Origin of the sequence: Virgibacillus oceani (assembly GCF_041521345.1) — a bacterium.
GTDB lineage: Bacteria > Bacillota > Bacilli > Bacillales > Amphibacillaceae > Virgibacillus_N > Virgibacillus_N oceani_A.
Genome location: NZ_JBGOHB010000055.1, coordinates 1 through 17,151 on the forward strand (window position 1 = coordinate 1; position 17,151 = coordinate 17,151).

The 17,151-nt window shown below is 34.4% G+C and carries 22 protein-coding genes and 3 pseudogenes; 3 read left to right on the forward strand and 22 right to left on the reverse strand.

The window, feature by feature from the left end:
• The first annotated feature begins 105 nt into the window (after positions 1–105).
• On the forward strand, positions 106–471 hold the full coding sequence (locus tag ACDX78_RS22685; RefSeq protein ID WP_486031065.1) for a hypothetical protein: 366 nt from the start codon (positions 106–108) through the stop codon (positions 469–471).
• 676 nt (positions 472–1,147) lie between these two features.
• Here the strand turns inward: ACDX78_RS22685 and ACDX78_RS22690 are convergent.
• The 13 genes and pseudogenes from ACDX78_RS22690 to ACDX78_RS22750 all read right to left on the reverse strand — a co-directional run bounded on the left by ACDX78_RS22690 (position 1,148) and on the right by ACDX78_RS22750 (position 8,657).
• Entirely contained in the window at positions 1,148–1,447 is a 300-nt protein-coding gene (locus ACDX78_RS22690; protein WP_486031067.1) for a hypothetical protein, read from the reverse strand.
• Positions 1,448–1,482: 35 nt separating this feature from the next.
• Positions 1,483–2,031 carry an alpha/beta fold hydrolase gene (locus ACDX78_RS22695; protein ID WP_486031069.1) on the reverse strand — a complete coding sequence of 183 codons (549 nt, stop codon included), beginning with the start codon at positions 2,029–2,031 and terminating at the stop codon, positions 1,483–1,485.
• A 1-nt stretch (position 2,032) separates the two neighbouring features.
• The gene (locus tag ACDX78_RS22700; protein ID WP_486031104.1) at positions 2,033–2,305 is read right to left on the reverse strand and encodes a phosphotransferase family protein; all 273 of its coding nucleotides are present in this window, start codon (positions 2,303–2,305) and stop codon (positions 2,033–2,035) included.
• 51 nt (positions 2,306–2,356) lie between these two features.
• A complete protein-coding gene (locus tag ACDX78_RS22705) occupies positions 2,357–2,539 on the reverse strand; it encodes a hypothetical protein (protein WP_486031071.1) in 183 nt (60 codons plus the stop codon).
• On the reverse strand, positions 2,536–2,676 hold the full coding sequence (locus ACDX78_RS22710) for a hypothetical protein (protein ID WP_486031073.1): 141 nt from the start codon (positions 2,674–2,676) through the stop codon (positions 2,536–2,538). Before ACDX78_RS22710 ends, ACDX78_RS22705 begins: the two co-directional genes overlap by 4 nt.
• A gap of 64 nt (positions 2,677–2,740) precedes the next feature.
• Positions 2,741–3,763: a DUF5050 domain-containing protein gene (locus ACDX78_RS22715; protein ID WP_486031074.1), complete on the reverse strand. Its 1,023-nt coding sequence runs from the start codon at positions 3,761–3,763 to the stop codon at positions 2,741–2,743.
• Between the two features lie 264 nt (positions 3,764–4,027).
• Positions 4,028–4,479: pseudogene (locus ACDX78_RS22720) on the reverse strand (DinB family protein).
• A 151-nt stretch (positions 4,480–4,630) separates the two neighbouring features.
• Positions 4,631–5,485 carry an alpha/beta fold hydrolase gene (locus ACDX78_RS22725; protein WP_486031076.1) on the reverse strand — a complete coding sequence of 285 codons (855 nt, stop codon included), beginning with the start codon at positions 5,483–5,485 and terminating at the stop codon, positions 4,631–4,633.
• Between the two features lie 42 nt (positions 5,486–5,527).
• Positions 5,528–6,145, reverse strand: a complete 618-nt coding sequence (locus tag ACDX78_RS22730; RefSeq protein ID WP_486031078.1) for an NUDIX hydrolase — start codon at positions 6,143–6,145, stop codon at positions 5,528–5,530.
• A 494-nt stretch (positions 6,146–6,639) separates the two neighbouring features.
• Positions 6,640–7,284 (reverse strand): hypothetical protein, encoded by a 645-nt coding sequence (locus tag ACDX78_RS22735; RefSeq protein ID WP_486031080.1) that lies wholly within the window; start codon positions 7,282–7,284, stop codon positions 6,640–6,642.
• 171 nt (positions 7,285–7,455) lie between these two features.
• On the reverse strand, positions 7,456–7,899 hold the full coding sequence (locus ACDX78_RS22740) for a GNAT family N-acetyltransferase (RefSeq protein WP_486031082.1): 444 nt from the start codon (positions 7,897–7,899) through the stop codon (positions 7,456–7,458).
• Between the two features lie 88 nt (positions 7,900–7,987).
• A complete protein-coding gene (locus tag ACDX78_RS22745) occupies positions 7,988–8,365 on the reverse strand; it encodes a VOC family protein (protein WP_486031084.1) in 378 nt (125 codons plus the stop codon).
• Between the two features lie 88 nt (positions 8,366–8,453).
• A complete protein-coding gene (locus ACDX78_RS22750) occupies positions 8,454–8,657 on the reverse strand; it encodes a hypothetical protein (RefSeq protein WP_486031085.1) in 204 nt (67 codons plus the stop codon).
• Between the two features lie 307 nt (positions 8,658–8,964).
• On the opposite strand from ACDX78_RS22750, the gene ACDX78_RS22755 reads away from it, so the two are divergent.
• Positions 8,965–9,417, forward strand: coding sequence for a GNAT family N-acetyltransferase (locus ACDX78_RS22755; RefSeq protein ID WP_486031087.1), 453 nt, complete (start codon positions 8,965–8,967; stop codon positions 9,415–9,417).
• 849 nt (positions 9,418–10,266) lie between these two features.
• Here ACDX78_RS22755 and ACDX78_RS22760 read toward each other — a convergent pair.
• Positions 10,267–10,710, reverse strand: coding sequence for a DUF6220 domain-containing protein (locus ACDX78_RS22760; protein WP_486031089.1), 444 nt, complete (start codon positions 10,708–10,710; stop codon positions 10,267–10,269).
• A 191-nt stretch (positions 10,711–10,901) separates the two neighbouring features.
• On the opposite strand from ACDX78_RS22760, the gene ACDX78_RS22765 reads away from it, so the two are divergent.
• A complete protein-coding gene (locus tag ACDX78_RS22765) occupies positions 10,902–11,519 on the forward strand; it encodes a TetR/AcrR family transcriptional regulator (protein WP_486031091.1) in 618 nt (205 codons plus the stop codon).
• 52 nt (positions 11,520–11,571) lie between these two features.
• Here the strand turns inward: ACDX78_RS22765 and ACDX78_RS22770 are convergent.
• The 8 genes and pseudogenes from ACDX78_RS22770 to ACDX78_RS22805 all read right to left on the reverse strand — a co-directional run.
• Positions 11,572–11,673 (reverse strand): annotated as a pseudogene (locus ACDX78_RS22770) (TnsA endonuclease N-terminal domain-containing protein); the annotation flags it as partial.
• Between the two features lie 800 nt (positions 11,674–12,473).
• Positions 12,474–13,235: a class I SAM-dependent methyltransferase gene (locus ACDX78_RS22775; RefSeq protein ID WP_486031093.1), complete on the reverse strand. Its 762-nt coding sequence runs from the start codon at positions 13,233–13,235 to the stop codon at positions 12,474–12,476.
• A gap of 159 nt (positions 13,236–13,394) precedes the next feature.
• Complete coding sequence (locus ACDX78_RS22780) at positions 13,395–13,769, reverse strand: GNAT family N-acetyltransferase (protein ID WP_486031094.1); 375 nt, start codon at positions 13,767–13,769, stop codon at positions 13,395–13,397.
• A 105-nt stretch (positions 13,770–13,874) separates the two neighbouring features.
• Positions 13,875–14,195, reverse strand: a complete 321-nt coding sequence (locus ACDX78_RS22785) for a cytochrome C biogenesis protein (protein WP_486031096.1) — start codon at positions 14,193–14,195, stop codon at positions 13,875–13,877.
• A gap of 56 nt (positions 14,196–14,251) precedes the next feature.
• Positions 14,252–14,818, reverse strand: coding sequence for a histidine phosphatase family protein (locus ACDX78_RS22790; protein WP_486031098.1), 567 nt, complete (start codon positions 14,816–14,818; stop codon positions 14,252–14,254).
• 166 nt (positions 14,819–14,984) lie between these two features.
• Entirely contained in the window at positions 14,985–15,512 is a 528-nt protein-coding gene (locus tag ACDX78_RS22795) for a GNAT family N-acetyltransferase (protein WP_486031100.1), read from the reverse strand.
• Between the two features lie 173 nt (positions 15,513–15,685).
• Positions 15,686–15,973, reverse strand: a pseudogene (locus tag ACDX78_RS22800) (YjcQ family protein).
• A 212-nt stretch (positions 15,974–16,185) separates the two neighbouring features.
• Positions 16,186–16,461 carry a DinB family protein gene (locus tag ACDX78_RS22805; protein ID WP_486031102.1) on the reverse strand — a complete coding sequence of 92 codons (276 nt, stop codon included), beginning with the start codon at positions 16,459–16,461 and terminating at the stop codon, positions 16,186–16,188.
• Positions 16,462–17,151 lie beyond the last annotated feature (690 nt).

Sequence of the window (17,151 nt, forward strand, 5' to 3'; positions counted from 1 at the left end):
CAGTTGACTCGACTTCTGCCGTGGTCCGCTACACTCCCTGATGAATGCCGCGTTCCTAATAAATCTAAATAAATTATAACAGTAGTCCACATCTGAAAAACAGGTGTGGACTATTTTACGCTTACGTCAATCCAATTAACAAAACAGAACTTACACCAAGCAGATCAAGAAGGGAACTCATATAAAGTTGCTTTTGTCATCTCTCATGAAGCAAGTGAAGCAATTTTTACACTTGTTAATTGGTGGGTAGAAGGAAACATGCTCATCACAAAGGTGTATAAATCATCTTTTGAGTCTCCAGAGGAATTTGAAGAAATCACAAACAGCAATATCGCAGGTTCATGTATTTGGGAACTAGCAATCATCTCTTATGAACGAAACGCATGGGTTACTTACGTTCTTCAAAACAAGGGATCATTTAAAAGTGGAATAAATAATTATCTTGAAAAGAAATATTTCGATTACATATAAAAGTTGATGAATATTTTAATTTTCATTTAGGGCGAGATTGTTGCATAAACCCGATCAAAAAACCGATTTCCGACGTTTGTAAGGAAATTGGTTTTTTTACGCTGTAATTTGCTTAACGTTTTAAATCCGCATTTTCTTGATGCACCCCCATTGGTAAATGCGGTGGCAACAAGTGGTAAGTCTTGTCCAATCGCTGGTAAACAAGATAGCAGAAGTGGTACATTTCCTTGGCCGTAAACACAGTATCAGTTTTATTCAAACGAATATCCATTGTTCCACCATAATTCCCAACAAAAATCCACGATTCTCTTTCAACCAATTCACTTTAATTAATCTCTGTTTCTGTTTAGGGACTCCAACCCAACAATTAATTGATGTCGAGCTTAAAGGAGAATAGTCTCTGTTTCGGTAATCAAGCTAACTCTTTCCTTAGCCCAAGACTTTGCTTCATCAAATTTATTAGCCTGAATGTTAAAAGCAAAATGGTAATAAGGCTTACCTTTCACATCATCTGAGTAAATTCTAATTCACTTGAACCAATTGCAATTCGAAAGCTCATTAATTAAAGGAAATCCGAAACTATCTACATAAAAATTTTTCATTTCATTGATACTTTCGGTTTATAGGATTAATAATTTAATTTCCATTACTTTAAATTCCCCTTTCAATAAACTTTTTAAGCAAACTTGTTTATTGATTCGATTATTACATCTGGTCTATCAATATGTATGGAGTGACTGGAATTCTTTGCAAATATCAATTCACCATTTTTGCTAAGGTTTGCTTGGTTTATAATGAGCTCTTGCCACTTTTCTTCTAATAACCTCAGTTCCCATTCAGGTAACCCTTCCATAGCTCCTAACTTAATGTTGTACTCTTTATCTCGACCGATAACAATCAGCGGTATATCTGGAAATAGTCCTAATGCCTTAATAATATCTGCATCCTTTTTCCAATTATTAATTTCTGAGTACATAGCTTTATATAAAGAAGGATTTGTGTGAAAGTCCGCTAAACTTTGTTGAATACGAAGAGGCAGTTGTTTTTTTCTGATAGAGAGGGATTATTTCTTTCTCTTAATTTTTCTTGTTCCATTAACGAAAAGGAATAACATTTTTCCACCCAATCCTCATCAGTATCGTCTTCATCTAAGACTGGCAAGTCTAAGTCATCTAATTGTTTTAAATCAACTGAAGTTGAATCCACTAAAACTATTCCTGCGATTTGTTCAGGATGCTCTTTGGCATAATGCTGTACACACAGCCCGCCATATGAATGCCCAACCAAAATGACAGGTTCGGATAATTCTAATTGATGTATAATATCATACAATTCATTAACAACAGCTTGAGTATTACGATCTTCTGTACCAATTTCACTTAATCCAAGTCCAGGTCGATGAAACATGATGACTTTATGAGATTTGCCTATTGATTCTGCCACATTATACCATTCGTAAAATGAACAACCCATTCCTGTAAGAATAACCACTGGTCTACCTTTATTTCCTATTTTATGAATCTCTATCTTATTATTATTTACTTTTAAAAACTGTCTCATATTACTCACCTCTGCATCTAATTAGACCAAATCGCACGCTTTCAAAATCTATTACGCCTGAAACTTTATTTCCATCAACAATTATATTCGCTGGACGAAAATCCATATGTATAAAGCTCGGCCCATCAGGAGGAGGAAGCTGCTCTATCATTTCTTCAAATTTTTCAATGGATTGTTTGTAAAAATGATCATCCAAACCGTCTCTTACATCCTCAGCAAAACTATAAAATTGGCGTTCGATAAAATCAGACCAATTCGGAAATTCATTTTTTATTCCGTTTAATACGTGGGCATTTGGTGGCTGAACTGCATGAAATAAAGCATGTTAGATCCCGACTTGAAATCCTACTGTTGGTAAAGCCTCAGTTGTTAATGGTTGTCCTTTTAATTCGGATAATAAAAAAGCACCAGGACACTCCTTATCACCAGCCCAATAATCCAACATTTCGGGAATGGCAACACTTCCTTTTAAAATCTCATAGGCTTCTAACTCCCGATGATGTTTCAATTAGTAAAAGGAATTTTCACAAAAACATTTTCACCATTATGCAGATTACATTTATATACTGTTGAACTATGGGAGTCCTTGACTTCATTAATTGATAATACTTGCAATCCAAATTCTTCAATGACACGATGTAACATCTAACTCCCTCCCTCGCTGTGTATCAGATTCGTCTTGAGAAATAACTTTAACGCCCCTTTATGATCATTGCACAGGAGTCAGAATCGAGTCTTGTTCGTCAGGCGTATATCTATATAAATGCGTAGGATCCCCTGCCCCCCAATCAAGTAAATAGACATCATCATCGATAATATTAATCCAACTCCAACTTTTTTCTCCTCGATAAATTTCGGTTTGATTGCTCCCATCAAGATTCATTTTGAATAAACCTGATTCTTTATGTGAGGGTTTAGAAAAATATACATAACCCGTTGTACCCTCAATGTTATGTAAACTCCCTACTGCCAACTTTTCCACATTGTCGTTAACCAAGGAAAGTCTGAATATGCTTGGAGAGCGACCCTCACCATAACGGATATTAAACTGATCATCATTACTTTCAAAATATATCCAGTCATCAATAATTAAAATGTTTGTTGTTGAAATGGGAATATTGTCTTTTGTCTTTAACTTAACCTTTCCCTCTCCAGACGGTTGCATTCTATACACGCTTCCACCAGATGAGACCGCATAATAGAGCCATCCATCTGACCATTGGAGGCCATTAATTGTGCCTTCGTCTAACTGCACTTGTTCTGAACCATCAGTCTTAGATCTATATAAACCGCTTTTTACTCTATCATCTGTAGAGAAAATACTATAAAATATATAATCATTAACGATGATCGGATCATTTGTGTGTTGGCTATGCACTTTCTCGATATCTTGGGGATCATCTTTATGTACTCGATAAAATCCGCTGCTTCCTTCAAAGTCTGAACTATGTGAAGCAAAATAGATATAGTCACCATAGAGATTTAAACCTCGTGCATAAGTGTTTTCATAAGTTTCTTTAACATTACCATTAGTACGGGTAATGTTATGGTTGTTTTCTCCATCAATATAGTAAAACCAATCTTTGTCTTCCGCAACGAACCCAAATTGACGATTGTTAATCGGGTTATTTCCTGTATCGTATGGCGGATCTATCTCAACTTCTGGATGATTGCAGCCACCCAATAACAGAAGGAAAGTTATAATAACAACAGTGTAAATGCCTATTCTCATAGTTCACCCCTTTTTTATAATGTTTAGAAATGGAAAGAAATTATGTTTCATGGTTTATCCTTGTTCAAGTTTTTCATTGCATAGTACTTCACTCTATACCCTTTGGTTATCAAACTCTGTTTGATTTCACATCAAAATTTTCCGTCATAAAACACATCCACCTTTTATTATATACGGTAGTACCCCCCAGCACCTTAGGTTATTATGAACCTTTTCTTAGCTGTCCGTTAACTATTGCCTTTGTTCGTTTATTAAACGTTCGAATCAACAATTCGGCACCTTTTTTCTTATAATTCTAATCTGTCCACGATGATTAATTTCGTCTTCAAAGGTATGAAACCATATAAAATAATTATTAGATAAATGGTTATCCCATATTGCTTCTTCATATAACCATTCATCTGTTCTTTTTCTGAACTCTTCCAAAGATCTATTCCGCACCTTTTCTAATTTCTCAATTTAAAACTCTAAGGGCTTCCCTTTAATCTGTGTTCTCCCTAAATCACCATGTTGATAAGCAGCTCCCCATTCTTCGGATTCTTGTTTATTGGGCTTTCTCTTATCAAATAGCTCTATTTGAAATCCAAACTCAACAGCAGCGATATGTAATAATAATGCACCTATTGAATTTCCGTCCTTAATGGGTAGTAATCTAACTGTTCAACATTTAATCCTCTTACCGCTTCTACTGTTGTGAACCTTGCATAATTCATCATAGAGACCAAATCACCTATTTGTGGTGGATATCCTTGGATTTCTTCTATTTTAAATATCTTATTTTCTAATTCATTAAATCTATTCAATTTTTAATCCCCTTCACAACCCTGCCCGTTTAAGTATATTTCTTCATAAACTTACCTTTGGAGTTTATTGATCCATTATGCCTGTTATAAAATTGTTGATTTCTTTATTAAATAGTTCTGCCTCTTCCAAGAAAGGATAATGATTACTCTCTTCAAATATAACTATTTTAGAATCTGGTATTAGCTCATTCATTTCTATTGAATATGTTACAGGGCATTGAACGTCATACTTTCCGCAAATAATCAGAGTTGGTGTTGAAATTAATCTTAGTTTTTTGGTAACATCAAAGATTTGTACTTCTCGGCTAAAATAATTTAACCTAATGGCTGACATTTTTTTCTCTATATCCAAAGAAAAAATCTCATCATGCCTTTCAGGCTCAAATAAGGATAATTTTGTTCTCTCTTTAGAACTTTCTTTTCTTATATCTATTGGCAAATCAGGACGTTTTAATAATTCAATCAAGTCCTGCATTTTTCTATAATTTGGATGGTTTTTATTGTATATACAATTCGTAGAATATGTCATATACTCTCTTGCAGATGCCCCTACAATTACATTAAACTCCAAACTATTTGAAAAATAAATCCCATAAATAACCCCTAACATACCACCTGTTGAATGACCAGCAAATCCCCATTTATTAATCCCTAATTCTTCACGAATGGCTTCCAAGTCATATACTGTTTCTAACATACTCAGCTCATACGGTTGTGTCAATTTATCTGAATTTCCTGTCTCCTTTAGATTTACTAAAAACACTTTATGTGTATTTACAAATGATTCCGCAAAGTAATCACCCGTCTCATTAAACTCAGAATACAAATGAGTAACACAAACGGGTTTACCTTCACCTTTAATAAAAAGTTCAAATATGCCACGATGGGTCTTTAAAAACTTTCTTTCCCATTTTCCCATACAATTCTCCTTCAACTTTATTTGTTCTTTTTATTTAAAGTATCAATCAAAATATACAGGTTCCTGCGGATTACGTAAATGTTTAAAAGCCAATTTAATTTGTGATTCTGTATTTCTGTCTACTGATAATGATGGTAATTCATTTTCAGCAAAAAAATCAACAGCATTCGTTTCTATTCCTTCTTTGGCTGCTCCACCAATTATTTCACATTGGATAAACATTTTATAAACGTGATAGGGAGAAGGAGGGTGAGGATGGCATTTCTTATCAAGTACACCTGCCAATTTAATTGCTTTGACATCAAAACCCGATTCTTCTTTTACTTCTTTGACAGCAACTTCACTTGGAGTTAACCCAATATCACCCCAACCGCCTGGTAACGCCCATTTTCCATCTGCATTCTCTCTAACCATTAATATTTCATTATCTTTAAAAACAACAGACCTAATATCTACCTTTGGAGTGGCATAACCAGTTTCATTGGCAAATAAATCTCTTATTACAGTCTTACTAACATCCGTTTGCTGAGACAACATTTCAAAACTAATATCCCGAATCATTTCAAATCGTTCCAAGTCATATACATCTTTAGAATACGTTAATCCTGCCTGTGCAATGGATTGGAGTTGCTTCGCCCATTCAAGCCATTTTGGTTCCATCTCAATCACCACCAAATTGTTTATATCTGATATTACGATGTTCGTCTCGGAAAATTAGACAACACTTTTTTTAACTATGCTACCAGTTCGATTTAAAAATTTCACTCCAACTAAATTGCTCATTGCAGTTCCCACATTTCTGCAAAATAAAACCACCTTAAAATTAATCTTATTAAATAACCCTGCTTCTTTAGTACAAGAGACGTTTACCTATTTTAACAATCGTGCCTGTTTTGTGAATTGAGAGAGTAGCTTATTAGTACTCACAATCAATTCACAAATATCGAAATCAATAAACCGATTATAAAGAGGGAAAATGCAATTTGTATGATTATGTACATTGTAAATTCAAAGGTTTTTTTGCAAATGCCGTAAATAGAAAGCAGAACTAAAAATAAGTATTACGTAAGAAATTGCGCGTAAAATTTCTGCCAAAACCAACAATGATATCAACCCTTTATTTTGGATTAGCCCCCCTTAGGCGAATTCCAATATTACTTAAATTCATTTGCAAATGCACCATTTTCGCTATGCAATAAACATCTTTTATCATTTACTACATTATGGTAATCAATTTCTAAATAATATGTTGCTTTACTTAGATCGTCATAAAAGAAAGGAACAAACTCCAAATCTTTAAAAACATAAACTTCTATTTGTTCATTATTATTTTGACATGCTTCAAATATGCGATGGTTTCCATTGATGCAATAAGGTTTATTCTCAGTGAGATACAGACTTTGAAGTACCATTACAGGATTTATATGATTTGGTTTTAACTCATTTGAACCTTTATTTATGTTACCTGGGTCAACAGAATCATTAATGTCAAACGGAGAAAACTTTAATGGTTTAATATTTTTTTCATTTATTAGTGAAGTAGCACCGTCAATGTCTAAAGCATATTCAAATACTCCAGTTTGAATTTCTGAATATAATGAGAACGTCTCCCCACCAATTGGGTGAACTACTGGGTAAGTTTTACCAATAAGAGATCGATTTAAAACTTCAGTCCATTTTGAGGCAACCTCAGCCCCATAGCTGGATTTTTCCATCATCTCTTGAATGCGTGAATTAAAATGTTTAATGGGTATGAAATTTTTATATTCCCTCTCGTATATCTCAATCTTACTTTTCAACTATAGTACCTCCGCAGCATTTAGGTTATTATGAACCTTTTCTCACCTAATCTATCCATTAACTATTCTCTTCGTTCAGTAATCCCACAAATTAATGCAATAATATTGATTTTCACTTATCTTTATCTTCCTATTAGAATAAGCTGCATCATTAGCATTTAGTGGGTGTTTTTATAAATTCTTTTTCATAACTATCCTTTTATCATTTATTGAGTAGCCATTTTTTAAATAGAATGATTCCGCAAGCCCTCCATTTGAAGTTAATAGATAAAGGGATTGAATACCTCTTTTCTTCAACTCGTCTTCTAAGCAAAGAAGCAGTTTAGAACCATGCCCTTTTCCTTGAATTTGATTATTTATACAGAGTTCAGCCAAATAATAGGTTAATCCTCCATACGATTTTTTACTATTACCTGCAATGAATCCAATTAAATTTCCATTATCATATAATGAAAAGCCAAGGAATTTAGGTGTATGCAGTAAATCAATAAGTCTTTCTTCAGCAGTTACATATGTCCAAGTTTCATTCCAAGGTTCACTATTAAAAACGTTAATATAGAGTTCGACACATTCTTCCGTTTTATCAATTGTAATTGGCTCTATTGTTTCCTTCAAGGTAAACTCTCCCTTTAAAATTCATTTATTTTAACTTAAGTGATAACCACTGATCAATAACCCCTAATTATATGACTTCTGCGCAAAATTATTTAGAAGTAATTCTTAAAAAATATCCATCTGGATCAGCAATCTTAAATCCTCTCATATCCCATGGATATTTTTCCACCTCAATCTCAATTGGGTAATTGTGATCAAGGTAGCGTTGGTACACTTTTTTCAATTCATCTACTACGATAATCAGTTCAAAGCCATTTCCCTTAATATCACTTTTAGCCTTATTGTTAAAATAATGGTTACCCCCTAAAGTTGATTCAGAAGTAAGTAACAAGGAGAAACAATCGTAATTAAAACGTGCTCCCCGTTTACCTCTGCCGTACAGCTCTAACCCGATAATTTCTTGATAAAACTTTAAAGATTTTTCGATGTCTTTCACATACAACTCAACTCTAAAAAGAACACTCATCTTTTGTATCCCCCTCTCTGGAATTTGTTAATTAACATTACAAACATGCTGCTCTTTCATACAAAAAGTGTCGAAAAAACCCTCAGAATTAACTACTTTCATTAAGCAGTTCAAATGATTCTTCAAAGCTATCCCATTCAACTTTTACTTCAATAACTTCATCATCATTTATCTTTGCTCCATTTCCCCCACCGCCACCCTTAAATGTAACCTCTCTGGGTGGTTCATCGAATTCTCTACCAGCATGTCCGCTTCCAATAGATGTATCATAAGAAAATTCAAGTGATTCCAACGAAGAAAGTTCTTCTAAAGTCCCTTTGTATGTTAATACAAACTCATCACTATATTCGTTAGAGTAGTTAGATTCTCCTCTTCTTCCCAGACTTCCGTGCCACTAACAGTATATTCGGCTTCCCATCAATGCCTAACTTCTAATGACTGAATAAATATTTCCAGAAGTATAAATATTTCTACAGCAAGCGTTTATTTCATTGTATAATAAAAGAATGAGAACTGAAAGGGGATTTGAATATGATTGAAACTACTATTTTGCTAACTACTACTGAGGTGATAAAACTTATATAAAAAGGAGATAAATAATGGAATTACAAACACAAAGATTAAAATTGATTCCTTGTACAGAAGAGTCATTATCAATTATTAAAACACCAGACGAATATGAAATTGGTCCTCATATAGATATATATTTAGGAGAACTAAAAGAGGATTTTACTCTTTTAGGTTGGGGTGTATGGTTTGTGATAGATAAAGATAATAACACTGTTATTGGTGATATTGGTTTTAAAGGCAAACCTAATTCAGAAAACTACGTTGAAATCGGGTATGGAATTGTGCCTTCCGCACAAAGTAAAGGCTATGCAACTGAAGCAGTTGAGAAAATTATACAATGGGCATTTTCATATAAAAATGTAAATAAGGTATTTGCTGAATGTCTTGAGGATAATGTTCCTTCAATAAAAGTGTTAGAAAAATTACAGATGAAAAGAATCGGTTCAGAAAATAATATGTTAAAATGGCAATTGGAAAAGTAATCTTCATTAGTATTTGCTACAACTAAGACGTGTCAATAGCAGCACGTCTTTTAAACTGTAAAATTGCTTTGATTTAAAATTTAACCTGCCGTTTAGTTTAAGAACAATTATTCACAAAATCTAACCTTTTGATAACATAAATTTCTGACAATTATCCTCTCACTTTACTTTCCTTTCTTTTTTCCTTAACCCTTTATTCTACTATGTGCCATTGGAACTCTCCCTTACAAAACCACCCACACCCCTCATCCCCTTCTCCCCCATAACCTCAAGCCCTTTTTCACTCCTTTTTCCTTACATCTAATCTGTAACTCTTTTTACACAGAAATCCACATTTTTTACAAAAATCAGGATATAAACATACATAGAATATTCAGATATTTTAATTCGGTTTTACATAGTAGAGGTAAGGATGGAGGAGAAAGGAGATAGGATTTTCATCCATTTTTTCACTCTTTCTTCATCTTTTTTAGAGCCTTAGAAGCCTTCTTACTTATTTCTTCTATATGCTCGAAAAAATCCTGAGAAAAGACCTGAAAAAGCCTGATTAAATGCCAGAGTAGAGATAATAGGGGTAAGGATTTAGGGGGGAAACAGGATAAGAAAACGGGATGAAGAAGCGGAGAAAAAGCCAGGAGCGGTTCATATTTGGGCAAGAAAAAGAACCGAGATGGTGTACCTTTGGTACGTTACCGATTCTGGTTTGGTAGATCAAATAATGCTCATAAATTGGCAATGGTTGCTGCCCCTTTTGTAAAACTGAGTTACAATTTGTAAGAGTGAGTTACAGATTGTAAAAAAGAGTTACGTGGGGACAAGAAGCAACCGGAACTAGCGTAATATGTTTAATCATCGTCTATCGCCTTTCAACAACTTATTAACTCCGTTAAACAATGTGGAGGTTCGATAAAACAGCGCAACGGCAATGACTGGGTGAAGCGCAGCGAAAAAACCGACACGAGTGGAGACATAAGCTGTCAAGAACATCAAGGTGATCATGCCGATCAACGCAACAATTTGCATACGCAAGGATAACGACAACTTGGCTAAAAAGGAGACAATGATCATGAATACAGGAAGAATGGCAATATAGCGGGCTAACGTAACGTGCCCATCCCAATAAGTAGAAGCTGAAAATAGCGCTAAGCCAGCAATAAACACCTGTACCTGAATGCCCATCATAAAAAGTAGCGCCATCCATTTTAGCACCTGACGGGCACGTCGAACAGAAGATCCTGTTGACTCAGGCACAACAGGCGTCATTGATTCGGTTTTGTTGTTGCTTTCTTGCATGGTTGCATCCCTCTTTCTACATAAGAATTATAAATAATAAACATGTGTGTTGATTAATCACCATAAATGTATGATATAATATATAAACGATGTATTCAATCGGCAATATTCTGATTTCTGTTGTTTAATCGATACATTGAGCGATTTTTGTTGATCATCTAAACGTCACATGTCGAAAAAGGAGAAAAACGATGTCAGCCAAAACAGATCGGCGCAAAATCAGAACCAAAAAACTGTTAAGAAAAGCCTTGGTCGAAGTGATTGCAGAGAAGGGGGTCAATCAAATCACCGTCAGTGCCTTGACCGATAAAGCGGACATTAATCGAGGAACGTTCTATTTGCATTATATGGATGCGCCTGATTTCCTGGAGCAGGTGAAGCAAGAAATATGGGTCGCTCTAAAACAACGAATGGAGAAGCTGAATCCGTATGACTACTTGTTATTCGCTGCCAAAAAAGAACCGGATCCAGCCATGGTCAAGGTCATATCTTACTTTGCGGAGCATGCCGATTTCTTTATGGCGATGCTTGGACCGAAAGGCGATCCCGCCTTTGCCCGCCAGATCATGGATCTTCTCAAACAGAATCACATCAGCAAAATCATGAATTTGCAACCGGATCTGGGTGAAGCTATTGTTCCCAAAGATTATCTGATCACCTATTTTGCCGCTTCAAATCTGAGTATACTGTTGCATTGGATGGAAACAGGTATGCACCAGCCGCCCAGCGCGATCGCTTTGATGATCACGCATATCGTTGGCAGCGGTGCAAGACATTTGCTCGGTATTGAACCGATTCGAAATGAATAATTGTTGAAAAGGTAACAAAGTTGGTTCGTAATAAAAAGAAGAGAGGAAGAGAAATTTTTGATATCTCTTCCTCCGTAACAATGCCCCAATCAATATCCTTGCGTTTCCAATACTCTCTTTCAATCTCAAACTTTTCAAGAATACGCTCCTGTATAGCAAAAACTTAGTCGTCCCCTCCCCAAACACCCCTCAAGCCCTTACCACCACTACTCTTACTCTTCTTTTTCCTTTTTCTGTAATGTAACTAAGTTGTTCCCTAATAGAAGGAAGAAAGGAAGAGAAATGAACCCTCTTTTCTTATTTTCTTCTCTCTATAACCGTTGGGTTCCTGACGGTATTGATTGGATTCGGCTTGAAAAACTGATTGATTAAAGACTGATTGAAAAAATATTGAATGTGTGTTGAAGCCAGCATTGGAGAGATTTGAAGAAGGTTAAAGAAGAAAGAGAAAAGATAAGAAAAAAGGCTGAACCTTGATTGAATCCAGCCTGAGTTTCTTATTAAATTTTTATTGGTTTGGCATTGATTTTGTATTAAAAAATGGTCGATCGTCTCGGTTTTTTTATGCATTTTTTGATCCATTTTTGCTCCTATAAATTACATTCACGGAACAACTTTGTTACCAAGGGAACGAGAAAGTTTTTGGTGAACATGATAGAAAAACGACAAAGCAGAAAAAAGAAAATAATCTACAGGTACTTAGGGTGTTAAGATTGGTACATTTCATTCGCTGTAATCACTTGATTTATCTCTTATCCTCGCCCTCAGCAAGACTAATTCCCCTTCAAATGGCAGCCAGTTCTCACCGTTGAAAAGACCTTGGTAAATAGGCTTTACACTGGATGGTTTGCCGCGAGACTTACATTCAAATGGATATTCCATATTACATTTTATACATTAGTAACCAATGATCTCATCATTAAGATTTATTTGATTCATGAGAAACCCTCGCTTTTATACTTTTTCAGCTATACAAAACATTTCGGCAAAATTATTTACAATCGTTTTATCTGGATTCGTTTTTATATCGTATCGCATTCTTTCTAATCCTTCCTCATATTCTTTATCTGTAATTAGGGTAAGTACAGAAATATCCCTGTTTTCAGCGTGATCTATGTAGTCCATTACACTTATATTTTCCATCCTGTACTCAACCTTTATTTTGACGTCTAAACCTCTTGATGTAAGCTCTTTAAAAATAACATCTTTATTCCAATATCTTTTTAGATCTTCATAATAAGCGGAGGGAAAGTAATGATAAACCCACCATTTAGGCATATCGTGTACTGCTATATTATGCATTTTATAAACGCCGTCCTTTATTAAAACACGACTAATCTCATTTAACGCTTGTCCTTTGTCTCTATAATGATGGAAGGCGTAGTTATTTGAAATAAAATCAAAGGTGTCTGATTCATACGGCATATCCACTACATCAGCTCTGACCAGATTTACATTTTCAACCTTTTCGTTTGCCTTTCTTAACATTTGACCTGATAAGTCCAGGCCATTCCACCTTATGTTAAGTCCGTCAAAATAACTTACTTGTCTTTCCAAGTAAAGACCTGTTCCGCAAGATAAATCCAATACCTGGTATTCAGATTTTCTATTATTATCGATGTATTCCTTTAAGTCATAATCAAATCTGATTTCTCTAACTCTATATGAGTTTTTATCGTATCTGTCAGCTATATTTGAGTAATTGGTTGTCTTCATATACTTTCGCCCTCTTCTAATAATGATCGTATCTACTTTATTCAATAGCAATATATTCCACAAAATCTGGCAGTTAATTGCGGTACTTCTATTCAAAAACCTATTAAAACAAAGCACACAATAATCCAATAAAAGTATTGAACTACAATGTCACTGATATCAAGAAGGGAAATATTCCATAGGTTCTGTACAATGAGCGTAACCATTTTTCTTGTAATAATTAACAGCTTCATCACTTGGCCATACAATTACAAATTCATATTTATTCTCTTTAATCCATTTGTGAATTGAAGTTAATAATTTACTTCCAACGCCTCCATTTCTATACTCTGGAATGGTGTACACATTAGTCATATATGCAAATGGATGAGTAATTCTACCAGGTTGTGAAGTAATTTTCTCTTTATTCTCTGCAACCCATATATGCCACTGACTGCTATTTAGTGCATCCTCTAAAAATATTCGACATTCCTTTTCAAAGTCTTCATAGGACTCGCTTTTTTTGCTTTTATCAAATTCTAGGTATTTTCCCATCTCATTTTGATTAACTGTTTAATGTCTTTTGCTACTGCAAGCCTGAAATTCATTTAATTTCCCCTTTTAAATAAAAACAGATCTTTTCTTTTTCACAAGGATTAATTAGCTTAATACTGGCATCACGTTAATTATAGGTTCTTCATAGGGATGAACTGTTCTAATCAGTTTTTTTACTTCTTCCATATCCTTAATTAAACAACTGAATTCCATTTTGCATTCAGTCCCAAATGAAATTTCTCCTTTCGTACCATTATAAGGGATTGAACCTTCTAAAGGTCTCCAGTACCCTTTTACGGCAGAATATGAAACAACATTATCATAATTACCGACTGTCAAAACGCCAATATCATTTAGCTCATTTCTAAACTTTTCTATGTATTCTTCTGGTAACAGCACTTCTACCTTTACTAATTCAAATTCCATTTATCCCCCTCAATTCTTTTTTGATTTTTACTATCCTACCCGTTTTGCCAACTAAGTTATTCCCATACTCTTTGTAAAGATTGAAGTTGCTCTCCCGAAAATACCAATTTGTATATGTCTGGCTTAGAAGTGCTATTCCAAAACTGATATCCATATTCTTTATTAAAGTAATTCAAAATAATGGTCATCACATTTCCATGGGTCCCGATAATAATAGTTTTTGCTGTATCATTGTATAAAAGATCTTTGATAACTGGAATAGCTCGATTTTGGACGTCTCTCACTGACTCTCCACCTGATAAGAAAAAATCAATATCTTCATAGGACTTTTTTATTGCTTGCTGTATTTCTTCTTTCGGTAATTTATAAGCACCTTTTAACTGCCATTCCCTTAATTCTTCAAACACCTTTATTTTTATATTTTTAGTGTCAGCAATTCCTTCAATTGTTTGGATTGATCTTTTATAGGGGCTCGACACTATCAAATCAATTTGCTTATTGGACATTAAAGACGTCACTTTTTTTGCATCTAATTCGCCTTGTTGTGATAACTTTCTCGTTCGTTCTTGACCAAAAAGAAATGGTGATTTTGCGTGTCTTATCATATAAATGGTAGTATTCAATATTGGTTCCCTCCTGCCTCCTCTTATTCAACATTTTTGCCGATCTATACTTATGAAAATAATGCGCCCGTTAGCTTTATGTTGCTTTAAAATAAAGTTTGATCATTTTCTACTGATCTGCAATAATCGCGCCGGATCGTATTATGGAAGATAGGTATAATAGTAATTAATTACTTTTCCATTCATCCTCTAAAATGCTCATCTCCCATAAGCTCCAATACTCATCACCCATTTTTCTAACATCTCTAAGTAAACCCTCTTTTACAAAACCCACTTTTTCATAACTCCTGATAGCTAATTCATTGAAATCAAATACTCCTAAACCTACTCTATGTATAGAAAGATCGTTAAAAGCAATATTCAATAATGCATCAACCATTTCCCGACCTATTCCTTTGCCACGTAAACTGTTGTCACCTAATAAAACTTTACCCATCCTCGCAGAACGGTTCTTTAAATCAATATTATTTAATGATATATGTCCAATTGTTTTATTTGTTTCATTAAATATCACTTTGTAAATATGTACTCTTGAATTTTGTTCATTTGCCCCTTTTATATACTGATTTAATTGGTCATGATTTAAAGGATAACTGAAATTAGATCCTGCCCATTGCATAAGAAATTCAGGAGAATCAATCCAACTTATTAGTAAATCAAAGTCTTTCTTGTCAAAGTGTTCTAACCTAATCAATGAATTTTACACCTCTTTTTTACTTATCAAAATTATACCATTGCTATTCTCTTTATTTAACCATTACCTTCACTCATTAAATGGTTCATAAATGATAATGTCGCCAATACTTATTCAAGAAAGGCGCCCGATCGTATTGCGGTACAAATATCAAAAACCACTGCTAACATTGCCTATAGTCTTAACCAACCCTTTATTTCTTTTAAACCCCTATACGTCTTTGCTAATGAGCTGTTTTCTTCCAAGTAATTCTCACCATCCTCTGTTAAATAAGCCGTTCCCTCAAATAGCTAAGGCCTATCATCTGCGTAGAAAATACCTTTTAAATAGTCTTCTCTATTTAGAAACCTTACAGCGTCATCAAATTGATCTGCGGTAACTGCAAAGTTATCTTCAGTAAGTGCTTTGTTACCGTTGTCAACTTCTTTCAATATGGCATACCTAAGTTTCTTTTTATTCATCAATTATCCCCCTTTTTCTTGTCTGCTACGCCAAGACATACCAAAATCCTTATTCTGAATTAGAGCCCCTAGTTCTGAAGAACACCTTTCACTTGTTCAAAATGATGAACGTCATGTCGTCATGTTTGGCAAGCCCGCTAAAATATTCAAATAAACTTAGCCTTGTTTGCCCAACTACTAACTCTTCTTTCCAACGATTAGCTGGTATCTCATCAATTGCTCTTAGGAGCATCACTTCTTACCAATATAAAATCGTCTATCGTGACTTTCTTTTCTTGTTCTCTGGCTCCGGAGGCAGATTTTACATTTACATTACCTGCTGCAGGACCTTTTGGTAGCATGTCGTCTGTGAACAAGTAAGGAATTCGATTGTGTAAAACAAATTCATCCCATGGAGTCAAGTGTCCAATCACTTCGGCTACAGTCCATTTACCTTTTCCTATTTTACTCCTCCATTGATTTTCACTTAAATTATTTAAAGATAGCACAAACTCTATAGCCGTAGTTTGATGTTGAACAATTTCTGTTTTTCCTTTCTTTATTAAATCAACTCGCTTTTGTTTATTAGATTCACTGTATTATCTTTCTGTCTACCAAGCTAAATTTACCGCAGCTAATAAAATTCTCGATTTCGTTATTCCGTTAAATTGGCCCGTTTGCGGTATAACCCTACTTTACTTTTATCATAAGAAACCCCTTTAGACAAATAACATCCAGAGAGGTGTAACTTCGCAACTTTTTTAAAAGATCGCGACTTTGTTTTAAATTTACAACAACTTTAGCTTTGAAATATAGTTTGATTAAAAATATCTCGTAAACACTTATCTTATGACCAATAAAAGAATCAGTTTTGAAAAAAGTTTGATCATTTACTACCTATGTTACATATTTTTCGAAGCCTCCTTAAATGCATACTAAATCAAAGCAACTATAGTAAAAGTAATCATCACAAATCCGTGACTGCTACAATCCCGTTCATATTACTAGTGAATGTTAAACATATCAGTAATAATTTTGATAATATAATTAATAATTAACAGAACTTTTTCATATGTAAGCGTAAAATAGTCCACACCTGTTTTTCAGATGTGGACTACTGTTATAATTTATTTAGATTTATTAGGAACGCGGCATTCATCAGGGAGTGTAGCGGACCACGGCAGAAGTCGAGTCAACTG

What these genes read in the sequence shown, in the direction of transcription:
- ACDX78_RS22690 (WP_486031067.1), bottom strand. Translation starts at nt 1,447, where the DNA reads ATGTACTCAGAAATTAATAATTGGAAAAAGGATGCAGATATTATTAAG.
- ACDX78_RS22695 (WP_486031069.1), bottom strand. Translation starts at nt 2,031, where the DNA reads ATGAGACAGTTTTTAAAAGTAAATAATAATAAGATAGAGATTCATAAA.
- ACDX78_RS22710 (WP_486031073.1), bottom strand. Translation starts at nt 2,676, where the DNA reads ATGTTACATCGTGTCATTGAAGAATTTGGATTGCAAGTATTATCAATT.
- ACDX78_RS22715 (WP_486031074.1), bottom strand. Translation starts at nt 3,763, where the DNA reads ATGAGAATAGGCATTTACACTGTTGTTATTATAACTTTCCTTCTGTTA.
- ACDX78_RS22725 (WP_486031076.1), bottom strand. Translation starts at nt 5,485, where the DNA reads ATGGGAAAATGGGAAAGAAAGTTTTTAAAGACCCATCGTGGCATATTT.
- ACDX78_RS22730 (WP_486031078.1), bottom strand. Translation starts at nt 6,145, where the DNA reads ATGGAACCAAAATGGCTTGAATGGGCGAAGCAACTCCAATCCATTGCA.
- ACDX78_RS22745 (WP_486031084.1), bottom strand. Translation starts at nt 8,365, where the DNA reads ATGAGTGTTCTTTTTAGAGTTGAGTTGTATGTGAAAGACATCGAAAAA.
- ACDX78_RS22755 (WP_486031087.1), top strand. Translation starts at nt 8,965, where the DNA reads ATGGAATTACAAACACAAAGATTAAAATTGATTCCTTGTACAGAAGAG.
- ACDX78_RS22760 (WP_486031089.1), bottom strand. Translation starts at nt 10,710, where the DNA reads ATGCAAGAAAGCAACAACAAAACCGAATCAATGACGCCTGTTGTGCCT.
- ACDX78_RS22765 (WP_486031091.1), top strand. Translation starts at nt 10,902, where the DNA reads ATGTCAGCCAAAACAGATCGGCGCAAAATCAGAACCAAAAAACTGTTA.
- ACDX78_RS22775 (WP_486031093.1), bottom strand. Translation starts at nt 13,235, where the DNA reads ATGAAGACAACCAATTACTCAAATATAGCTGACAGATACGATAAAAAC.
- ACDX78_RS22780 (WP_486031094.1), bottom strand. Translation starts at nt 13,769, where the DNA reads ATGGGAAAATACCTAGAATTTGATAAAAGCAAAAAAAGCGAGTCCTAT.
- ACDX78_RS22785 (WP_486031096.1), bottom strand. Translation starts at nt 14,195, where the DNA reads ATGGAATTTGAATTAGTAAAGGTAGAAGTGCTGTTACCAGAAGAATAC.